Source organism: Rhodospirillaceae bacterium (assembly GCA_016722635.1).
GTDB lineage: Bacteria > Pseudomonadota > Alphaproteobacteria > JAEUKQ01 > JAEUKQ01 > JAEUKQ01.
This window is the reverse complement of the sequence record JADKIX010000011.1, coordinates 427,911-447,538: the sequence shown is the minus strand read 5'-3', so window position 1 is coordinate 447,538 and position 19,628 is coordinate 427,911. Positions and strand designations below refer to the sequence as shown.

General features: G+C 42.5%; 16 protein-coding genes, 1 tRNA gene and 3 rRNA genes. 12 read left to right on the top strand and 8 right to left on the bottom strand.

The annotated features are described in order from the left end of the window. The first annotated feature begins 913 nt into the window (after positions 1–913). The 6 genes from IPP67_09580 (at position 914) to IPP67_09555 (ending at position 4,575) form a co-directional block, all read left to right on the top strand. Positions 914–1,081 (top strand): CDP-alcohol phosphatidyltransferase family protein, encoded by a 168-nt coding sequence (locus tag IPP67_09580; protein MBL0339385.1) that lies wholly within the window; start codon positions 914–916, stop codon positions 1,079–1,081. A gap of 495 nt (positions 1,082–1,576) precedes the next feature. After that, the gene (locus IPP67_09575) at positions 1,577–1,813 is read left to right on the top strand and encodes a hypothetical protein (protein ID MBL0339384.1); all 237 of its coding nucleotides are present in this window, start codon (positions 1,577–1,579) and stop codon (positions 1,811–1,813) included. Positions 1,814–1,873: 60 nt separating this feature from the next. Beyond that, complete coding sequence (locus IPP67_09570; protein ID MBL0339383.1) at positions 1,874–2,086, top strand: hypothetical protein; 213 nt, start codon at positions 1,874–1,876, stop codon at positions 2,084–2,086. A gap of 544 nt (positions 2,087–2,630) precedes the next feature. After that, the gene (locus IPP67_09565) at positions 2,631–3,032 is read left to right on the top strand and encodes an ATP-grasp domain-containing protein (protein MBL0339382.1); all 402 of its coding nucleotides are present in this window, start codon (positions 2,631–2,633) and stop codon (positions 3,030–3,032) included. A 236-nt stretch (positions 3,033–3,268) separates the two neighbouring features. Then, positions 3,269–3,370, top strand: coding sequence for a hypothetical protein (locus tag IPP67_09560; GenBank protein MBL0339381.1), 102 nt, complete (start codon positions 3,269–3,271; stop codon positions 3,368–3,370). Between the two features lie 548 nt (positions 3,371–3,918). Continuing rightward, the gene (locus IPP67_09555; protein ID MBL0339380.1) at positions 3,919–4,575 is read left to right on the top strand and encodes an MFS transporter; all 657 of its coding nucleotides are present in this window, start codon (positions 3,919–3,921) and stop codon (positions 4,573–4,575) included. Between the two features lie 322 nt (positions 4,576–4,897). Here IPP67_09555 and IPP67_09550 read toward each other — a convergent pair. The 3 genes from IPP67_09550 to IPP67_09540 form a co-directional block, all read right to left on the bottom strand. Next, positions 4,898–4,974, bottom strand: a tRNA-Met gene (locus tag IPP67_09550). A gap of 69 nt (positions 4,975–5,043) precedes the next feature. Continuing rightward, positions 5,044–5,158 (bottom strand): 5S ribosomal RNA (rrf, locus tag IPP67_09545). 114 nt (positions 5,159–5,272) lie between these two features. After that, positions 5,273–8,036 (bottom strand): 23S ribosomal RNA (locus IPP67_09540). A 790-nt stretch (positions 8,037–8,826) separates the two neighbouring features. Between IPP67_09540 and IPP67_09535 the strand changes: the two genes are divergently transcribed. Then, entirely contained in the window at positions 8,827–9,759 is a 933-nt protein-coding gene (locus tag IPP67_09535; protein MBL0339379.1) for an AraC family transcriptional regulator, read from the top strand. A gap of 379 nt (positions 9,760–10,138) precedes the next feature. On the opposite strand, the gene IPP67_09530 is transcribed toward IPP67_09535, so the two are convergent. From IPP67_09530 to IPP67_09515, 4 genes are all read right to left on the bottom strand, one after another. After that, positions 10,139–10,279: a hypothetical protein gene (locus IPP67_09530; GenBank protein ID MBL0339378.1), complete on the bottom strand. Its 141-nt coding sequence runs from the start codon at positions 10,277–10,279 to the stop codon at positions 10,139–10,141. A 442-nt stretch (positions 10,280–10,721) separates the two neighbouring features. Then, positions 10,722–11,135, bottom strand: coding sequence for a hypothetical protein (locus tag IPP67_09525; GenBank protein ID MBL0339377.1), 414 nt, complete (start codon positions 11,133–11,135; stop codon positions 10,722–10,724). 588 nt (positions 11,136–11,723) lie between these two features. Further along, positions 11,724–13,214, bottom strand: a 16S ribosomal RNA gene (locus IPP67_09520). A gap of 388 nt (positions 13,215–13,602) precedes the next feature. Continuing rightward, entirely contained in the window at positions 13,603–13,908 is a 306-nt protein-coding gene (locus IPP67_09515) for a hydroxymethylglutaryl-CoA lyase (protein MBL0339376.1), read from the bottom strand. A 136-nt stretch (positions 13,909–14,044) separates the two neighbouring features. On the opposite strand from IPP67_09515, the gene IPP67_09510 reads away from it, so the two are divergent. Then, the gene (locus IPP67_09510; GenBank protein ID MBL0339375.1) at positions 14,045–14,221 is read left to right on the top strand and encodes a hypothetical protein; all 177 of its coding nucleotides are present in this window, start codon (positions 14,045–14,047) and stop codon (positions 14,219–14,221) included. Positions 14,222–14,259: 38 nt separating this feature from the next. On the opposite strand, the gene clpB is transcribed toward IPP67_09510, so the two are convergent. Further along, entirely contained in the window at positions 14,260–16,869 is a 2,610-nt protein-coding gene (clpB, locus tag IPP67_09505) for an ATP-dependent chaperone ClpB (GenBank protein MBL0339374.1), read from the bottom strand. Between the two features lie 389 nt (positions 16,870–17,258). On the opposite strand from clpB, the gene IPP67_09500 reads away from it, so the two are divergent. The 4 genes from IPP67_09500 (at position 17,259) to rpsI (ending at position 19,480) form a co-directional block, all read left to right on the top strand. Continuing rightward, positions 17,259–17,432 carry a hypothetical protein gene (locus tag IPP67_09500; protein MBL0339373.1) on the top strand — a complete coding sequence of 58 codons (174 nt, stop codon included), beginning with the start codon at positions 17,259–17,261 and terminating at the stop codon, positions 17,430–17,432. Positions 17,433–17,989: 557 nt separating this feature from the next. Next, positions 17,990–18,355: a DUF418 domain-containing protein gene (locus IPP67_09495; protein MBL0339372.1), complete on the top strand. Its 366-nt coding sequence runs from the start codon at positions 17,990–17,992 to the stop codon at positions 18,353–18,355. Between the two features lie 175 nt (positions 18,356–18,530). Next, complete coding sequence (gene rplM / locus IPP67_09490; protein ID MBL0339371.1) at positions 18,531–19,004, top strand: 50S ribosomal protein L13; 474 nt, start codon at positions 18,531–18,533, stop codon at positions 19,002–19,004. After that, positions 19,001–19,480 (top strand): 30S ribosomal protein S9, encoded by a 480-nt coding sequence (rpsI, locus tag IPP67_09485; protein ID MBL0339370.1) that lies wholly within the window; start codon positions 19,001–19,003, stop codon positions 19,478–19,480. Before rplM ends, rpsI begins: the two co-directional genes overlap by 4 nt. The last annotated feature ends 148 nt before the right edge of the window (positions 19,481–19,628 follow it).

Genomic DNA, 19,628 nt, shown 5'->3' with positions numbered 1-19,628 from the left:
AGCTACTGGTCAGTTAATCAGATTTCCCGCTTCTTCTGAGAGAAATTTTGAGCTTGATATGGAAAGTTTTGTAAATAAAGCCTTAGTAGAAAACCTGAACCCTTAATTATTGTTTCCCTAATAATCCTACGGAGTAATTCTATACCTAAATCGTAACTTATTTACACCTAGGAGGGCACTAAGAGATCACGATATTATCCTTTATTATTGATGAATCTTTTGTAGACTTCATGTCAACCCCGAGCAGCAAAGTTTAACTAAATATGTTACATCGTTTAATAATCTAGTTATTGTGAAGAGCTTAAGTAAAACATGGGATTGGGAGGGAATTCAGTTGGGTTATTTATTAACCTCTAATCTAGGTTTTCTGGCACTTATGCATGAAACAAACTTCCTATATGGAGACATTATTGGGTTTGGAGAAAAATTTATACGGAATTTGTCAAGTTATCAGAAAGAATATAAAGCCAGCTGTTTAACTTTCTTTAGAAATAATACTGAGTTTTATTACACCAACATCTACAGGTAATTCCGGAACTAAGGGTTTTTCCAACCGAATTACAAACTATATTTTCTGTCAGTTTTGGCCAATTCATTAGGCACTGCAAAATGGAAATGACAGAAAAGCTATTAATTGATCATAAAATATTAGTTAAAGATTGTTCAGGAAAATCTTTAACAGACTTCGAAACAATGTGGCTCAGAATTGCTAGCAGGACCCTGATGAAAATCTTAAGTAGTAAATTCGATGAAAAATAATTGAAGAGTGTATTAGATAATTAAGTCATCCTTAAACGCATAAAAGATTTAGGAAACCTCTGCATATTAGTGGGTCTATGTTTAGGCCTAACGGGTATTTATCTTCTGTCAATAATAGGGTTATGCGACACTGTTAGGCCTTCACAGCATTATTATGACTGTCCTATGTGATATATTTGACGGGATTATTGCTAGAACGACAGAAAATCTTACATCACAATCATCTGCCATGGGCGGCCAACTTGATTCTTTAGCTGATCTTATCCATAGTGGAATAGGACCAACTTTAGTTATTGGCGGCTGGTGCGGTTGGCCCTTATGAATATTTATACCGGCTAGGTTTATTGAATTATGTCGGATGCTATAAGGTTAGCCAATTATAAATGTGTTTGGTTTAACTAAATAGCGGCTTCTTTCCAAGGATTACTTATTTTCTACTGTCCTATTGTTGTTAGTATAATTTTTTATTAAAGAAATTACTCTAACGTTTTAGAATAATTTTATTAGTGACAATCATCCTTGTTGCTTCTTCAAGTGGCCCCATACAGATACCTAAACTTAAGGGTTGGGCTTTGAAGGGTCTGGTTGGATTAATTATTTGTTTATCTGCCTATTATATTCTTGTAGGCTTCCGCACTTTATACGTATGAAAAGAAAGATTCAGTGAAAACATTAATTATTTTTGGATATCGATGGAACTCTCCTAGATACAGTTAATGCTCATCAAAATGCTTTGTTAAGAAGCTTTAGAGAATTTTAATTTTCTTATATAAATAAAAATTGGGGTTCTTATAAACATCACCTTGGACTGTGGATTTTGCATGAATTATTTTTGCAGAATTTCAATAGACAAGCTTTACCTGTAGAAGTAAAAAAGTTTGATGTTTTGTTGCATCAATTTTACGTTAATAATTTACCAAATTATAAAGTTAGCCCAATTACCGGGGCGAACGAATTTTTAGACATGGTTAATAGCAAGCAAGAAAAATTTGCCTTTGCATTTGCCACTGGCGCCATGCGTTTAATTGCCTCTGAAACTCAATTTTCTAAATAAAAAATCAATCAAACACTTTTATCATCTGCCAGTGAATATTTAACGCGTGAAGAGATTGTTTTGAATGCGATAGAACGGTCCAAAAAAAAATTTGGTGATACCCAATTTGGGCGGATCATTTCCATTGGTGACGGTGTATGGGATGCAAAGGTAGCGAACAATCTTAAGTTAGAGTTTATTGGAATCGGAGAATGGAACAACAAATTTGAAGGTTTATGTAAGCCGACCCAATTCTATAAAGGGTTTGATGATATCAATCCAGAACTATTATAATAAAAGGGACCTATTGTTCAGGTGTGAAGGGAAAGATAAAATGGTTAACAACTCTAAACAGAAAATTGCGGTCTTAGTGGGATCTCCTAGAACTGGAGCAGGCGAAGCAGCGGTGAAAATTCTTAATAATTTAGATATAAAACCAATTATTTTGTTATTGACTCACAAAACCTACCTACGGTTATTCAGGAAGCTTATAAAAGAATTAGACGCCAAGAATAATCACTTGTAATACTTCTAGTTTCAAGAAGTGATTGATTGTTGTAGCGACCTAAAGAACTTTGATTTATATGCAGTTGGATCAGTTTATGAATATTCACACTGGTAGCAGCACAAGCAGCTAAGAAGCTAGGCCTTCCAGGGCCAAACCGGAATCCGTGGCCGTTTGTCGGACGAAAGCTCTATGCGCAAAATCCTTAATGAATTTTCTGACGTGAACCCAAAAAATAGAACAGTGACTTCAACAAATGAAGCGGTTAAAAGCTTCCGATGAGATCATTATCCGGTTGTTGTTAAACCCACCAGCTTAACAGGAAGCGCTTTTGTGCGTTTATGTAAGAATGCTGGGGAGGTTAAGGAGCAAGCGGATTTAATTTTTGGGCTTGGCTCTTATATGCATATAACTTTAGAACCCTCTATTTTGATTGAAGAATATATTGATGGACCGGAATTTTCTGTAGAAATCATGGATAGTTTGATCATCGGAATAACTAAAAAACATCTTGGACCACCCCCATATTTTGTGGAAATAGGGCATGATTTTCCGGCAGATATTTCCGTGGATCTGGCTGATCAGATTTCTAAGATAGTTATTAAGGCTTTGAAAAAGATAGGATTAACGTGGGGTGCAGCTCATGTAAAGTTCGTGCCGATCGTAATGGCCCACGTATTGTGGAAATTAATCCTCGAATTGCCGGAGACCGCATCCCAGAACTTATTAAATTAGCTTATGGCGCTGATATGATAGAAGCAAATATTTTGGCTCTACTTGGAAAGAAAAGACCTTTAGTAAAAAGCATAACAAAGGAGCCGCTATGGTTTTTATACCGAACTCTAATAAAGGCAAACTAATAGACATTCAAGGTCTTGAAGAAGTCAAATCACTGCCCTAGGTTCGAAGTAAAATATACCGAACCTTAGAGATAATTAATTATATTAGTAATGGTTTCTAATAGGGATAGAGTGGCTCATATTATTACTTCAGCAAATTCAGTTCAAGAAGCTGCACAACTTGCGGAGCAAGCTACTAAGAAAATAAGATTTGATTGGCAAGAAACGGTCTAAAAGAAGAATATTTACTGTCATTTTTGATTTAATCAAAGGAAAAACTGGTAATACACCATTATTTTTACGAAAAACATTGTTAGCCATAAAATGAAATTCTAAAGACCTTTTATTTAGCATTAACTCAAATTCTAACTCTATAAGAAAGCTAAAAATGACTTGGTTAAAAAGAGATGAACTAAGCCCGTTCTTAACAATTCGCTTTTTATCTTTGTTATGTGAACAAGTTATATTTTATCTTGTACCTTTAATTATTTATATTAAAACAAAATATTACTCTTTCTGGGTTAGCTTTTTTATTGAATGGACTCCGAGAGTTATTTTTCTTCCATTTCTGGGTTTTCTGATCGATCGCTATAGCTTAAAATATCAATTAATTTTTGTTGAATATATTAGAGCAGTGTTGTCATTTTAGCATATTTTTGTTTCTGATAATTACTTAGTAATGGTAACGGTGGCTGGTTTTAGCTCTTGTCAGTGCACACTCATGGCTGGCGCTAGAGCGATTAATAGCAACTAAAAAAACACATGCAAACCAAGTTCCAATTTTGCAAGCAAGAGCTCAAATTATTATTCAACTCTCTTCAATCTTAGGGCCAGCTATAGGAACAATTTTGATATCGAGAATATCTTTCGAACTAATTATTGTTATATGTACAAGTATTTTCTTTCTTAATTCCTTTTTACTTAGAAAATTCTTTCCCAATAATAATGAAGATTCCACAAATCAGTTGCAAAATAAACCAAAGGCTCAACTACGCAATTTATTACAAGGATTTAGTATTATTTATAAGAGTCGCGCATTAAAATGTATAATTCTTTTAACAATATGCCTTAATATTGTAGAAGGGTTGTATTTAGCAACTATGCCCGCTCTCATTGTAGATATTTTTAATGTAGAAAAAGATTATGTTGCTATTACTTTATCAGTTGCTGCAATTGTTAGCCTGGTCTGTCTGTGGACCTTGCCATTAATTTTAAAAAAAACAAGTTTAAATCTGCTTGCAGTCTTTAGTGGACTTATTTTGGTTATCAGTGCTCTCTTAATAGGATTAGTCACCTCAGTATATTCATTTATCATTTTATTTTCATTGTTTATGGCAGCACGTAACGGTTTTACTGTATGGTTAAGAACAAAAAGATTAGAATTCATTCCTGTTAATGATGTAGGAAAAACCATAGGGATTTTTTTGCTGCTGTATTAGCAGCTATGCCCTTTCTGGGCTATTACTAGCTCAATTTGGTAATATATCATCTTTATCAAATTTAATTTTTATACAGCCCTTACTTCCTCATCAATGGCTTTATTTGTCATTTATATCAACCAAGGCTATTTGCTCGTAGCAATTCAACCTCCTCTTAGAATATCATTCATTCAAATTATTGTTATGCGGTAATTAAGTAGATTGATTAAAATTAAAGTAAGTTTCTGAAATCCAGGCTTTTACCAATAAGAAACCCTGTTCCTAGTAGCAACGACTGAAGATGGTTGCTTGAGGATTATGTATAAAATGGGGATATTTTAGATGGTTGCGGGGGCAGGATTTGAACCTGCGGCCTTCAGGTTATGAGCCTGACGAGCTACCGGGCTGCTCCACCCCGCGTTAGGGTATGTGTGTTGGGGTGTTGTGGGGATTATATGGAGGTGAGGGAGGATATGATGTGTTGACGGGACCTGGCAGTGACCGACTCTCCCGTGCCTTAAGACACAGTACCATGGGCGCGGAGGATGTTCACGGCCGAGTTCGGGATGGGATCGGGTGTAGGCTCCTCGCTATAACCACCAGGTTTCGTCAACACATCATGCGTGAAGTTATAGAACAGATAAGAAGTTGGGGTATCCGTGTAACTGTTTTTCTTTGATCCAACAGAGTTTGATCTCTGTGCGCGGATCAGCAAAGATGCGATAAGCCAATGAGGCGATTAGTACCGGTTAGCTACATGCCTTACGGCACTTCCACTTCCGGCCTATTAACGTGGTGGTCTACCACGGCCTTCATAGGAGAACTTATTTCGAGGTGGGTTTCCCGCTTAGATGCGTTCAGCAGTTATCCCGTCCGTACTTAGCTACTCGGCGATGCCGCTGGCGCGACAACCGATACACCAGAGGTACGTCCATCCCAGTCCTCTCGTACTAGGGACAGATCCTCTCAATTCTCCAAACACCCACGGTAGATAGGGACCGAACTGTCTCACGACGTTCTGAACCCAGCTCACGTACCACTTTAAATGGCGAACAGCCATACCCTTGGGACCTGCTCCAGCCCCAGGATGTGATGAGCCGACATCGAGGTGCCAAACCTCCCCGTCGATATGGACTCTTGGGGAGATCAGCCTGTTATCCCCGGAGTACCTTTTATTCGTTGAGCGATGACCCTTCCACACAGAGTCACCGGATCACTATGGCCGACTTTCGTCTCTGCTCGACTTGTCAGTCTCGCAGTCAGGCGGGCTTGTGCCATTGCACTCAGCGGTTGATTTCCGGACCAACCTGAGCCCCACCATCGCGCGCCTCCGTTACCTTTTGGGAGGCGACCGCCCCAGTCAAACTACCCACCATGCAGGGTCCCGGCCCCCGTTTTTGAGGCTCGGTTAGATATCAGAGAACAAAAGGGCGGTATTTCAAGGGCGCCTCCACACTAGCTAGCGCCAGCGCTTCATCGGCTCCCGCCTATCCTACACATCTCTTCCCTAATACCACTGCAAAGCTATAGTAAAGGTGCATGGGGTCTTTCCGTCTAGCCGCGGGTACTCCGTATCTTCACGAAGAATCCAGTTTCGCTGAGTTGATGTTGGAGACAGTGGGGAAGTCGTTACGCCATTCGTGCAGGTCGGAACTTACCCGACAAGGAATTTCGCTACCTTAGGACCGTTATAGTTACGGCCGCCGTTTACCGGGGCTTCAATTCAGAGCTTGCACTCCTCCTCTTAACCTTCCGGCACCGGGCAGGCGTCAGACCCTATACGTCGCCTTCCGGCTTCGCAGAGTCCTGTGTTTTTGTTAAACAGTCGCTACCCCCAATTATGTGCCCCCTATTCATGGTTCCCCACAAATGGGCCCTCTTCTTCCGAAGTTACAAGGGCAATTTGCCGAGTTCCTTCAACATCATTCTCTCAAGCGCCTTGGTATACTCTACCAGTCCACCTGTGTCGGTTTGGGGTACGGTCTATACGCTAGAGTTATTTCCTGGGACACCTTCACAGCCCTCACCACTTCCATCCGGCAAGAACAATTTACAGCATCCGTCACTTCTAGCAGGCCCTGGAATATTAACCAGGTTCCCATCGATTACGCCTGTCGGCCTCACCTTAGGGACCGGCTCACCCTGCGCGGATTAACCTTGCGCAGGAACCCTTGACTTACGGCGAAAGTGTTTCTCACACTTTTATCGCTACTCGTGTCAGCATTCTCACTTCCGATACCTCCAGCATTCCTCACGGAACACCTTCACAGGCCTACGGAACGCTCCGCTACCGCTTGTGGACACTCCCGTGTTTCACAAACCCGCAGCTTCGGTACATGGCTTAATCCCGATACATTTTCGGCGCAGGACGACTTTCTAGATCAGTGAGCTATTACGCTTTCTTTAAAAGATGGCTGCTTCTAAGCCAACTTCCTGATTGTCTTGGTCTTCCCACATCCTTTCCAACTTAGCCATGATTTAGGGACCTTAGATGGCGGTCTGGGCTCTTCCCCTCACGACCACGGACCTTAGCACCCATGGTCTGCCTATTGACTTCTACTCACCGGTATTCGGAGTTTGGTTAGGTTTGGTAAAGCTCGCGCTCCCCTAGCCCATCCAGTGCTCTACCCCCAGTGGTAATCCATCAACGCTCTACCTAAATAGATATCGCGGAGAACCAGCTATTTCCAAGTTTGATTAGCCTTTCACCCCTAACCACAGGTCATCCCCGTCTTTTCAACAGACGTGGGTTCGGTCCTCCAGATAGTGTTACCCATCCTTCAACCTGCCCATGGCTAGATCACTTGGTTTCGGGTCTAATCCCACGAACTATCGCCCTATTCAGACTCGCTTTCGCTACGCCTACACCTATCGGCTTAAGCTCGCTCGTGAGACTAACTCGCTGACCCATTATACAAAAGGTACGCAGTCACCACACACAACCCGAAGGTCATGATGGCTCCTACTGCTTGTAAGCATTCGGTTTCAGGTCTATTTCATTCCCCTCATCGGGGTGCTTTTCACCTTTCCCTCACGGTACTTGTTCACTATCGGTCACTAAGAGTATTTAGCCTTGGAGGGTGGGCCCCCATGTTCAAACAGGATTTCACGTGTCCCGGCCTTACTCAAGGATTATATTGCTTTCACCCGTACGGGGCTATCACCCTTTCTCGCTTGCCTTTCCAGACATTTCCGGTTCTTACATTATAACCACTGGCCTCTTCCGCTTTCGCTCGCCACTACTCGCGGAGTCTCGGTTGATTTCTTTTCCTCCAGTTACTGAGATGTTTCAGTTCACCGGGTTCGCTTCACAAACCTATGTATTCAGTTTGTGATAACCCCTAAGGGTTGGGTTCCCCCATTCGGACATCCACGGATCACTGGTCATTCGCACCTCCCCGTAGCTTATCGCAGCGTATCACGTCCTTCTTCGCCTCTTAGTGCCAAGGCATCCACCAAATGCTCTTATTCGCGCTTGATCGCAACCGCTTCTCCTCGCACAGAGATCACTCCCCGCTCAATTCAAAACAGTCACACTTAATCCCTCAACTCATTTCTTTCTTCTTCGTAAACTCTCAGCCATCGCCAAAATTCCTCTTAAGTCTAAACTTAAGCTCAATCCAGCAATAGCCAAGGTTAACCTTCTTTTCTATACTTCACGTATTCCGGTCTGTCACCTTCGCCCACATCAATCCGCAACCCTTAAGGCCACTCCATCAACACAAACTTCGCCAACTAAGTTATACCAACTCCCCTCAGCCAGCCTGGCTAACCATCCCCATCACCACAAGACTCACGTCCCACAGCAATAGTTACAGCTAACCCCTAACATTCCTTCCTCTCTCACCTGTCATATAACATCGGCTGCTTCGTAAAGCGGCCAAATATCATTACCATAAACACTGGCAACGGGTTACGGTTATAAGCTGAAGATACCCCCTGTCAATAAGTTTCTAATAATATTTTATTATGATTATTAGGAATAAAAAACCCTTATATAATAGATGGATAAATAGTTTATTTGCCCTTTAAAATGTTTCTGATCTTATTCCTGCCGTTACTAATCGACCAATAATCACATTTTCTTTCAAGTCTATCAAGAAAAGAAGAAAGAAACACTTCCCCAGTTGAACTTTTGATCATTAAGAATAAAGAAACTAACTGATCAACAAAAATAGCAAGTTTAGTCAAGCAGCTTGATAAAAAACTAGCTATCATCTGCCACACCAAGGAGAAATAGTTCAACCTACTGGTCGAAAAACACGGGAAATCATGAGAATAAAAACTGGTACAACGCAAATATATATTGATCGCATCCAGCGTTCTTTAGAATATATTTGCCAGCATCTTGATCAATCCGTTTCTTTGGAAACGCTGGCCAAGATTGCCTGTTTTTCACCTTTTCATTTTCATCGGATTTTTCGGGGATTGACAGGAGAAACGGTTGCCGACCTAACCCGGCGCATCCGTTTGGAATATGCTTATTACATGCTTATGCAGCAAAAACTGGATGTAACCGAAGCTACTTTTGAAGTTGGTTATGAGAATGTTGAATCATTCAGTCGGGCTTTCAAAAAGCATTTTACTTTAACCCATCAAAGTAACCATAGGAAAAGCAATGGCAGATTTTCAAACCCATGCTTCCTATGCTGTCCGGTTGAATTTTCCCCATTAAAACTAGAATTACAACCTATTATCGGAGAGACCACCATGAAAGTACGAATCGAAGAAATCAAAGAACACCCCATTGCCTATATTCGCCATATTGGACCCTATCACGAAGTTGGCGATACCTATAAGCAATTATTTGCCTGGGCAGGCTCAAACGGACTACTGCACCCCATGCCAAATATGTATGGTTTTTCATGGGATGACCCAACCGTGGTTCCAGCCCATCAATTACGTTTTGATGCAGCTATTTCCATGCCAAAAGATACAAATTTAAAAAAGGAAAAACTTGTCCAAATCATTAAATTCCCCGCTGGGTTATGGGCGATTACTCGCCATCAAGGTTCTTATAAACAAATTGGGGAAATCTTTCAAGAAATGATGGGAACTTGGGTACCAACAAGTGGCTACATGCCCGATGATAAAAGACCATGTTTGGAAATTTATTTAAACACCCCTATGTCCACCCCAGAACCAGAACTTCTGACGGATATTTGCATTCCCATCCAAAAAATTTCTTTGAAAAATAAATTTTAACAACTAAGATTTAAGCGGTTTTTCTTTTTTAACATTCATGTTAAACATAAAAACAGGCAGTTCGTTGCAATTGCCTGTTTGCATCGAATTAAAATGATTCGTTGTTTCGATGAGTAAATCCTAGAGGATGCACGATATCTTTCATTCATCAAATCTATAATAGTCGAGCGATGTCAAACGAGCGTCTCACCAGTTTAATCAGAGAAATTTTAAAAGTTTAAGAGGTGCTCAGAATTGCTTAGGCATCCTCTAATCCTTACCTCTAATAACTGGGTAAAGTGCTTCTAAAATAATAAGTGACAAAGTTTAAACTAAAACTGTTTTCCTGCATGATCTTCATTTTTATATAATTAAATTGGGTGAGCCGCTATTAAGTAGTTTATTTGTTTAAGTTGTATCTTACGATGATATCATCATACTTCTGGCAAGCTTCGTTCAATTTGCCCGCATAAGCCAGCAAAGCCGCTTCATCGGCCTGATTAACAATGTCGTCCATGTCACTTGATGATATTTGACCCATTATGGTCTTGTCGATAATAAATCGAGCTTTTGCGTCTATCTCCTCATCTGTGCAATCCGCATAAGAAATATTTGTTAATGCAAAGCTTGATAATAAAGCTACAATAAAAGCGTATTTTTAAACATAATGTTTCCTTTCAAATACTTTTAGCATATATTTATACCACAAAAAACAAAATTTGGAACTTACTTCTCGCTCATCATTTTTATTTTCGTGAGAATAGCTTCGGCCAATATTTGATGTTGCGAAGCTTCCCAATGCACCCCATCCAATTTACTAGAAGTGACAATCTTGGAAGCGTCTAAAAACCCAATTTCTTGTTTTTGCGATAATTTTTGGTAAAAAATAGGTAATTTTTCTGAATTTTTGATGGCTTCTAGTGAAATTCAAGTTGAAATGAAGCAGAAAAAAATTTCAGGTTGTCTGATGATCGGCGGCGCTATCAATAAAATTTCGGGGCTTGGCCTGATGGACCTTTGTTGGAATTTTTAACTAATTCAATCAGTTGGCTCATTGCTTGCGTAATTTGCTCAGGCGTGCGATTAAATCGTGCCCTGATATCATTTGTTCCTAAGCTTAAGATAACAATCTCAAGGGGATAATGAGACTCTAAAAACAACGGTAAATCCTTCCAACCGTTTCTTGGGGGTTTATTAGGAATAAGCTCATCAAGATTAGTCGTTCGACCAGCCAATCCTTCTTCAATAATATGATATTGCTTGCCAAGCTTTCTTTGCAAAATACCGGGCCAGCGTTGATCGCGCGCATATCTCGAATGGAGGGATGTTTTTTCATCAAAACTTGCTGGAATGCATCCCCGCAAATTTGAATCGCCATAACATAATATATTTTTCATAATAGTTTCTTTCACCGAGCTAAGTTATAACATTTTATTTCGGAAGACGGGTGTAATAGATGATAATCTTCAATAACCTGATCATAGATTGTGCATGCTATTTGCAAGTCGCGCGGATTTGCTACTGTTTGGATAACTTCTAGTCTACGAGAAATTTCTTCTGACTCAGTAATTAAGAACCTATTTTTATTTACGGCATCTTCGAGCACGCTTATTTTTGCCACAAAATCCTTTATTGAGCAGGTTCCTCTATACCGTGAAGCTGTTACGGCGCTTGGCATTATAATAAAAATCAAAAAAACTATTTTTCTGACGCTCATCCACATGGGCTTTTATTAGAATTTCGTCCTTTAAATTAGTCAATTAATTTTTTGAATTTACTCAAATGTATAATTAACCTAATAAACAAAAAAAGCGATACCAACCAAATGGTATCGCTTCACAAATAAGAATCTCTAAAGATGATAAATGAGTAAAGGAGGAGAAGGGATGGGAGGGAGGTGGGTTGGGTGTGGGGTTGAAGATAGGGTATGAATTAGTAGTATATTATGTAAGGTTGGGTTAACCATTGCTGGTTAACATCCTTAGAAAGGAGGTGATCCAGCCGCAGGTTCCCCTACGGCTACCTTGTTACGACTTCACCCCAGTCACTGACCCTACCGTGGTTGGCTGCCTCCTTGCGGTTAGCAACACCAGCTTCAGGTAGAACCAACTCCCATGGTGTGACGGGCGGTGTGTACAAGGCCCGGGAACGTATTCACCGCTACCTGCTGATTAGCGATTACTAGCGATTCCAACTTCATGCTCTCGAGTTGCAGAGAACAATCTGAACTGAGATGGCTTTTGAGGATTTGCTCCAGGTTGCCCTATTGCGTCCCTCTGTCACCACCATTGTAGTACGTGTGTAGCCCAGCCCGTAAGGGCCATGAGGACTTGACGTCATCCCCGCCTTCCTCCGGCTTATCACCGGCAGTTTGTTCAAAGTGCCCAGCTTAACCTGATGGCAACTGAACATGGGGGTTGCGCTCGTTGCGGGACTTAACACCAACATCTCACGACACGAGCTGACGACAGCCATGCAGCACCTGTGTGGAAGCCAGCCGAACTGAAGGATCTCATTTCTGTGACCCATACTTCCCATGTCAAGAGCTGGTAAGGTTCTTCGCGTTGCGTCGAATTAAACCACATACTCCACCGCTTGTGCGGTCCCGTCAATTCCTTTGAGTTTTAATCTTGCGACCGTACTCCCCAGGCGGAGTGCTTCATGCGTTAGCTGCGACACTGAAAGGTAAACCTTCCAACGTCTAGCACTCATCGTTTACGGCGTGGACTACCAGGTATCTAATCCTGTTTGCTCCCCACGCTTTCGCGCCTCAGCGTCAGTTGAATTCCAGATAGCCGCCTTCGCCACCGGTGTTCTTCCTAATATCTACGAATTTCACCTCTACACTAGGAATTCCGCTATCCTCTCCCGGACTCTAGCTTTACAGTCTCAAATGCCATCCCCAGGTTAAGCCTAGGCCTTTCACATCTGACTTGTAGAGCCACCTACGCGCCCTTTACGCCCAGTCATTCCGAACAACGCTAGCCCCCTCTGTATTACCGCGGCTGCTGGCACAGAGTTAGCCGGGGCTTATTCTCACGCTACCGTCATCATCGTCGCGTGCAAAAGAGCTTTACAACCCGAAGGCCTTCATCACTCACGCGGCATCGCTGGATCAGGGTTGCCCCCATTGTCCAAGATTCCTCACTGCTGCCACCCGTAGGAGTCTGGGCCGTGTCTCAGTCCCAGTGTGGCTGATCGTCCTCTCAGACCAGCTACGGATCTCAGGCTTGGTAGGCTTTTACCCTACCAACTACCTAATCCGACGTAGGCCCTTCCTTCGGCAATTAATCTTTCCCCCAAAGGGCTTATAGGGTATTAGCTATAGTTTCCCATAGTTATCCCCTACCCAAGGGCAGGTTCCTACTTTGTACTCACCCGTTCGCCACTAATGATATTGCTACCATCCGTTCGACTTGCATGTGTTAAGCGTGCCGCCAGCGTTCGTTCTGAGCCAGGATCAAACTCTCAGTTTAACTTACTCGATCCACAGCCTAAACTGCAAATCAGAGCCCAATTTAATTCAAACCTTCCTCAAACGTCTCTCGTCCAAACATATCAAAGGCTCTCACCCTCAACATGCCTAAACGCTAGCGCTCATTTCTATCTTCAAAGAGTTAAAAGATACCCCTATCCCCCCACTCACTCCACCTCCCTCCTATCCCTTCTCTCTCTCCTCTACTCACTTGTCATACAACACGCCAAACCGGCTAAAACTTCGTTTAAAGCAGCCAATCGATCATCCGGCTATTTTAAACAGCTCAGGGACTTTATAAACTACGCCACTGATTGTCAACTATTTTCTATAACAATTTATAGATTCTTTTAAATGGTAGATTTCTTCAAGATACTACAGAAAAAGCATTAATCTTTCTTTAATTGTTTCGATGCGATCGCAACACCCGCTTTTGATGAATTAGGCCGCTTACAAATTTTGCTGATCCATTGCCCCACAGATACCAGCCAATCAAGGTTAATTCCTGTTTGGATCCCCATCCTATTTAATCCATATACCACATCCTCAGTCGCCACATTCCCACTTGCCCCAACAGCATACGGACAGCCGCCGAGCCCTGCAACCGAGCTGTCAACTACCGTAACCCCCATCTGTAATGCGACTATAATGTTGGCAAGCGCTTGCCCATAAGTGTCATGGAAGTGCACCGCTATTTTTTCAACAGCCTATGCCTATTTAAGCCGCTTTGCCCATAAATTGAAAGTCGGTCAGTTGGTTAAACAGGGGCAAATCATTGGTTATGTCTGAAGCACAGGATTAGCCACAGGCCCCCATTTACATTTTGAGGTTTTGCAAAATGGCAGCCAAATTAACTCTTCGAAGCTCAAATTTGACCAGCAAGAAAAATTGTCCGGCCAAGCGTTGCAAGAATTCCTGGCGCGGGTGAAAGAAATTGAGCAAAAACAAAGCCAATGGCAATCACCCACCCCTGTTGCCGAAATCGAAAATTCCGGCGACCAGCAATAGGCCTGCCCTATCAACGTTGTGATTTATCCTCTAACCTATTAAGGTTGCTGCTTAATTTTTCTTTTTTCTTGTCGCATGGCCTGCAAAACCAGCCCTTGATCATCAGCCGTAACATTCACAATCTGCCCTTCCTGAATTTCTCCGGCAATGACCGCTTCAGCCAATTTGTTCTGCAAATGACGCTGGATAACTCTTTTAAGGGGACGGGCGCCATATACAGGATCGTACCCTGCTTCCGCCAGCCAAGCTTTAGCTTTTTTATCAAGGTTCAATTGGATCTGCTTGTCCACCAGAAGTTGGCGCAACCGCTCAAGTTGGATATCAACAATATTTGCCATGCTTTCGCGCCCCAAACGATGGAATAAAATAATGTCATCCAACCGGTTGAGGAATTCCGGTCGAAAAGCCCGCCTAACAATCGCCATCACTTGATCGCGCATTTTAGGCGTTTCATCCTCTTGAGATTGGGCTGCCAAAATTTCGCTGCCCAAATTCGATGTCATAATAATTAGGGTATTGCGAAAATCGACTGTACGCCCCTGGCCATCGGTTAAACGCCCATCATCTAAAACCTGCAACAAAATATTAAAAACGTCAGGATGGGCTTTCTCCATCTCATCAAATAAAATCACCCGGTAAGGCCGCCGCCGCACCGCTTCGGTTAAAGCACCACCCTCCTCATACCCAACATAACCAGGCGGGGCACCAATTAAGCGTGAAACCGAATGTTTTTCCATATATTCTGACATGTCAATCCGCAGCATGGCAGCTTCATCGTCAAATAAGAAAGCTGCAACAGCCTTTGATAATTCGGTTTTTCCGACCCCTGTAGGGCCTAAAAATAAGAATGAACCGATCGGACGGTTAGGGTCTTGCAATCCCGCCCGCGAACGACGGATTGCACTTGCGATAGCTTGGATCGCTTCCTCCTGGCCAACTACCCGCTGACGTAATTTATCCTCAATGTGGATCAGCTTAGATTTTTCTCCTTCAAGCATTTTTTCAACAGGAATACCTGTCCAGCGTGCGACAACCGCGGCTATTTCTTTATCCGTTACCACCTCATTAAGCATATGGTGCTGGCCAGCTGCTTCGGTTTTTTCAACCTTACTAGTTAAATCCGGGATAACACCGTAAGTTAATTCACCCGCCCTGGCCAAATCCCCTCGGCGTTGCGCTTGCTCCAATTCGGACCTAGCTTGCTCCAACTGTTCTTTTAGTTTATTAGCCGAGGCTAACTTAGCTTTTTCTTTCTGCCATTTGCCCGTTAATTCGGCTGATTGGGATTCGAGTTTAGAAAGCTCATCCATCAGTTTTTGCAACCGCTCACGGGAAACAGGATCCGTTTCCTTTTTCAGGGCTTCTCGTTCAATTTTTAATTGCATCACCCGCCGGTCAACTTCATCAATCTGCTCCGGCTTTGAATCCACAGCCATTCTTAAGCGGCTGCCCGCCTCATCAACCAAATCAATCGCCTTATCGGGTAAAAACCGGTCCGTGATATAACGGTTGGATAAGGTGGCAGCGGCCACTAAGGCACCATCGGTGATACGGATCCCGTGATGAAGTTCATATTTTTCCTTTAATCCGCGCAAGATAGAAATGGTATCATTAACAGTCGGTTCAGCCACAAAAACTGGCTGAAAACGCCGCGCCAATGCAGCGTCCTTTTCAATATGTTTCCTGTATTCATTTAAAGTGGTAGCGCCAACGCAATGCAACTCCCCTCTGGCTAAGGCAGGCTTTAACATATTGGACGCATCCATGGCGCCCTCCGCTTTGCCCGCACCCACGAGGGTGTGTAATTCATCAATAAATAAAATAATTTGCCCTTCAGCCGCCGATATTTCCTGTAGAACCGCTTTCAACCTTTCTTCAAATTCACCGCGGAACTTAGCACCAGCAATCAAAGCGCCTAAATCCAGGGAAATCAATTTTTTGTCTTTTAATCCCTCTGGGATATCACCATTGACAATACGGAGTGCCAAGCCTTCCACAATAGCGGTTTTACCTACCCCAGGCTCACCAATTAATACCGGGTTATTTTTGGTACGGCGCGATAGCACTTGGATGGCCCGCCTAATTTCCTCATCTCGCCCAATAACCGGGTCTAATTTTCCTTCCCTGGCTGCTGCCGTCAGGTCACGACCATATTTTTTCAACGCCTCATAATTGTTCTCTGCTGAAGCCGTATGCGCTTGGCGGCCTTTGCGAATATTATTAATGGCTTGGTTTAGTTTTTGGGGTGTAGCACCCTGTTTATTCAAGGCGTCAGCAGCTGGAGTATTGGTTGCCATAGCAACTGCCAGCAATAAGCGTTCAGCCGTAACAAAACTGTCCCCAGCTTTATCAGCCAGTTTTTCAGCTGTTTCAAGGATTTTTGCCATTTCCTGATCCAGATGGACCTGGCCAGCCCCACTGCCTTCCACTTTTGGCATTTTGCTAATCGCCAATTTAACCTGGTCAAGGATCAATTGCGGATCAGCGCCTATAGAACGGATAAGGCCATCCGCTAATTTATCTTTATCTTCGAGTAAAATCTGTAACAAATGTTCAGCAGTAAGCCGCTGATTGGATTGGCGTTGCGCCAACAACTGCGCCTCTTGCAAAAAACCTTGGGATTTTTGCGTATATTTATCGATATTCATGATGCCCTCTTTCCTGCTGCGTCCGTTGATTAAGCCCACAGCTGTGATGCGTTCACCCTACCATCTCTGCTAAAATCAGCTGGATGAGGATGCTGTCTTTCTTTATGTGATATGGTTGGTTTTTAGTAAAACACAAGACATATAGCAAATTTTTCCCTTCATTTTTCGAACTTCGATCGCGGCTGGTTAACGAACCATATTCCAAAAATCTAACAAGGACACAAACGGCGATTTGTCAACGCTTGCATCAATAGTTATGGCCCAACAAAAATGATCCGTGAAAAAATGAAAATATCACGTAGTCCAGAAACTTGTGATCTGATATTCTGATACGCATCCTTTACCAGTCATCATTCACTATACTTGGACGATCATACTACAAAGGAATAATGATGAAAATTAAAAAAATCGACCGCCTTGATGGCATTGATCTTGCGAGATTTATTGCGTTTTGTGGAATGGTGATTGTCAATTTTAAGATGGTGATGGCAACACCTGAACATTCTTCTAGCTGGATTGGAATGATCGTTGATTCTTTCGAAGGCCTGCCGCAACTTTTGTAGTATTGGCTGGCATCAGTTTTAGCCTACTAATCAAGCACATTGGCTGGGAACATGGAAAATTAGTCATTTTAAAACGAATATTGTTTTTATTGGCAGTTGGATTGTTGCATTCGCTAATATTCCAGGCTGATATTATTCGTTATTATGCACTTTATTTTTTATTTGGCTTGGTTTTTTTCAGGGCCTCTACTCGCATATTGATTATCAGCGCGTTATTCATACCGATACTATTTGTCCTGTTATTATGGTTTTTTGATTATGATAAGGGATGGGACTGGGTAACTCTTACCTATATCGATTTCTGGACGTTTAAAGGTTTCAGCAGAAACCTGTTTTTTAACGGCTGGCATCCAGTGATCCCCTGGTTAGCCTTTTTCCTATTCGGCATGACGCTTAGTCGGCAGCGGCTCCATCAATTCTCGACTCAATTGTTGATAACAATTACGGGATTTTTCACCGCCCTAATGCCCTCGTTGATATTGGTAGTCCTGAGCAACGTCAGTATTAGGGGTTTGGATGAGTTTGCTATTCTATTTGCTACAAAGCCATTACCACCGATGCCCCTTTATATTATTTCCGGGATAGGGACAGCCTCCGTTATTATTGGGATAAGCTTATTAGCCGCCAGCTGGCTAAACAAGATAGGAAAAAACCAATTGCTATCTTTATTCACCTGTCCCGGTCGGCAAGCCCTAACCCTCTACCTTGCGCATGTTATCTTGGGAATGACTATCCTCGAATTACTGGGAATGTTAGGAAGCCCCCAACCCCTCCCTCATGCCCTGATTGCTGCCTTGATTTTTTGCTGTTTTGCGGTGTTGTTTGCAACAATCTGGTCTCGGTATTTTTCCTATGGACCTGTCGAGATGTTGATGCGACGCTTGACCAGCTTACAATCTGGTCTAGGGCCTGGAAAAGGATAAAAAATTTCTTCTTGAAGAATATCTATTAAATGAATATTGATCGTTTTTTCGTTAATTATTAGCGGTATCATAATACCGCTGCCAGCAATTACACACAAAGCTTGACTTTTATGAAATTGCTCGTTAATAATCTGCAAATTATTGAGTTCATTTTGTTCAAAGCAGGGAAATTGCAATGTTAAAAACTTTTTCTGCCAAACCAACCGATATCCAAAAAAAATGGATCGTGGTTGATGCAGAAGGTGTGGTACTTGGCCGCTTAGCCAGCATCATCGCCTCTTATCTGCGCGGCAAACATAAAACGATTTATACCCCCCATATGGATTGCGGGGATAATATTATTGTCGTCAACGCAGCTAAAGTGAAGCTGACTGGCAATAAATTTGAAGATAAGAAATTTTATTGGCACACTGGCTATCCCGGTGGTGTAAAAGTACGGACAATCCGCCAATTGATTGAGGGCAACCACCCGGAACGCGTGATCACCAATGCGGTGCGCCGGATGATACCACGCGAACCGTTAGGCAGGCAACAAATGCGTAATTTGCGCGTCTATGCCGGGGCAGAACATCCCCATGGTGGTAGCAACCCGGAAACACTGGACGTTGCTGCTATGAACCCCAAAAACAAAAGGGAAAATGAAGCATGAACCCTACCTCCCAAACATTTTCAAGTTTAAAAAATTTGAAACAAGAAGTCCCTGGCGTTGAGCTTGATAACCAACCCAAAATTGATGAATTAGGGCGTTCCTATGCCACCGGTAAGCGTAAAAATGCGGTTGCCCGGGTGTGGTTAAAGCGTGGTTCCGGTAAAATTGTTGTCAATGGCAATGATGTAAAAATTTATTTTGCCCGTCCGGTGTTGCAGATGATTATCAATCAACCTTTCGCAACCGCTAGCCGCGTTGGTCAATTTGATGTGATGTGCAGTGTGAATGGCGGCGGCTTGTCTGGCCAAGCTGGGGCCGTACGTCATGGCATCAGCAAGGCTTTGACGTATTTTGAACCGGATTTGCGGCCCGTTCTAAAAACGGGTGGGTTCTTAACCCGCGACAGCCGCGTGGTGGAACGCAAAAAATACGGTAAAGCCAAAGCCCGCAAGAGCTTCCAATTCTCGAAACGGTAATATCTATTTCTGGTATCTACCATTAAAAAAGCGCCTAATCATTTTAGGCGCTTTTTTCTTTCCTCTCCCATTCCATCACCTTTTCTAAAATTGATCCAGGATTGCGTTTTTCTGTAAAATCTTTAAGAATGTTAAAAAATTCTTTAAC

Coding starts and splice junctions, on each gene's coding strand:
- rplM (MBL0339371.1), top strand. CDS start 18,531: ATGTTAAAAACTTTTTCTGCCAAACCAACCGATATCCAAAAAAAATGG.
- IPP67_09495 (MBL0339372.1), top strand. CDS start 17,990: ATGCCCCTTTATATTATTTCCGGGATAGGGACAGCCTCCGTTATTATT.
- IPP67_09500 (MBL0339373.1), top strand. CDS start 17,259: ATGATGAAAATTAAAAAAATCGACCGCCTTGATGGCATTGATCTTGCG.
- IPP67_09580 (MBL0339385.1), top strand. CDS start 914: ATGACTGTCCTATGTGATATATTTGACGGGATTATTGCTAGAACGACA.
- clpB (MBL0339374.1), bottom strand. CDS start 16,869: ATGAATATCGATAAATATACGCAAAAATCCCAAGGTTTTTTGCAAGAG.
- IPP67_09530 (MBL0339378.1), bottom strand. CDS start 10,279: ATGGGTCAAATATCATCAAGTGACATGGACGACATTGTTAATCAGGCC.
- IPP67_09525 (MBL0339377.1), bottom strand. CDS start 11,135: ATGAAAAATATATTATGTTATGGCGATTCAAATTTGCGGGGATGCATT.
- IPP67_09535 (MBL0339379.1), top strand. CDS start 8,827: ATGAGAATAAAAACTGGTACAACGCAAATATATATTGATCGCATCCAG.
- rpsI (MBL0339370.1), top strand. CDS start 19,001: ATGAACCCTACCTCCCAAACATTTTCAAGTTTAAAAAATTTGAAACAA.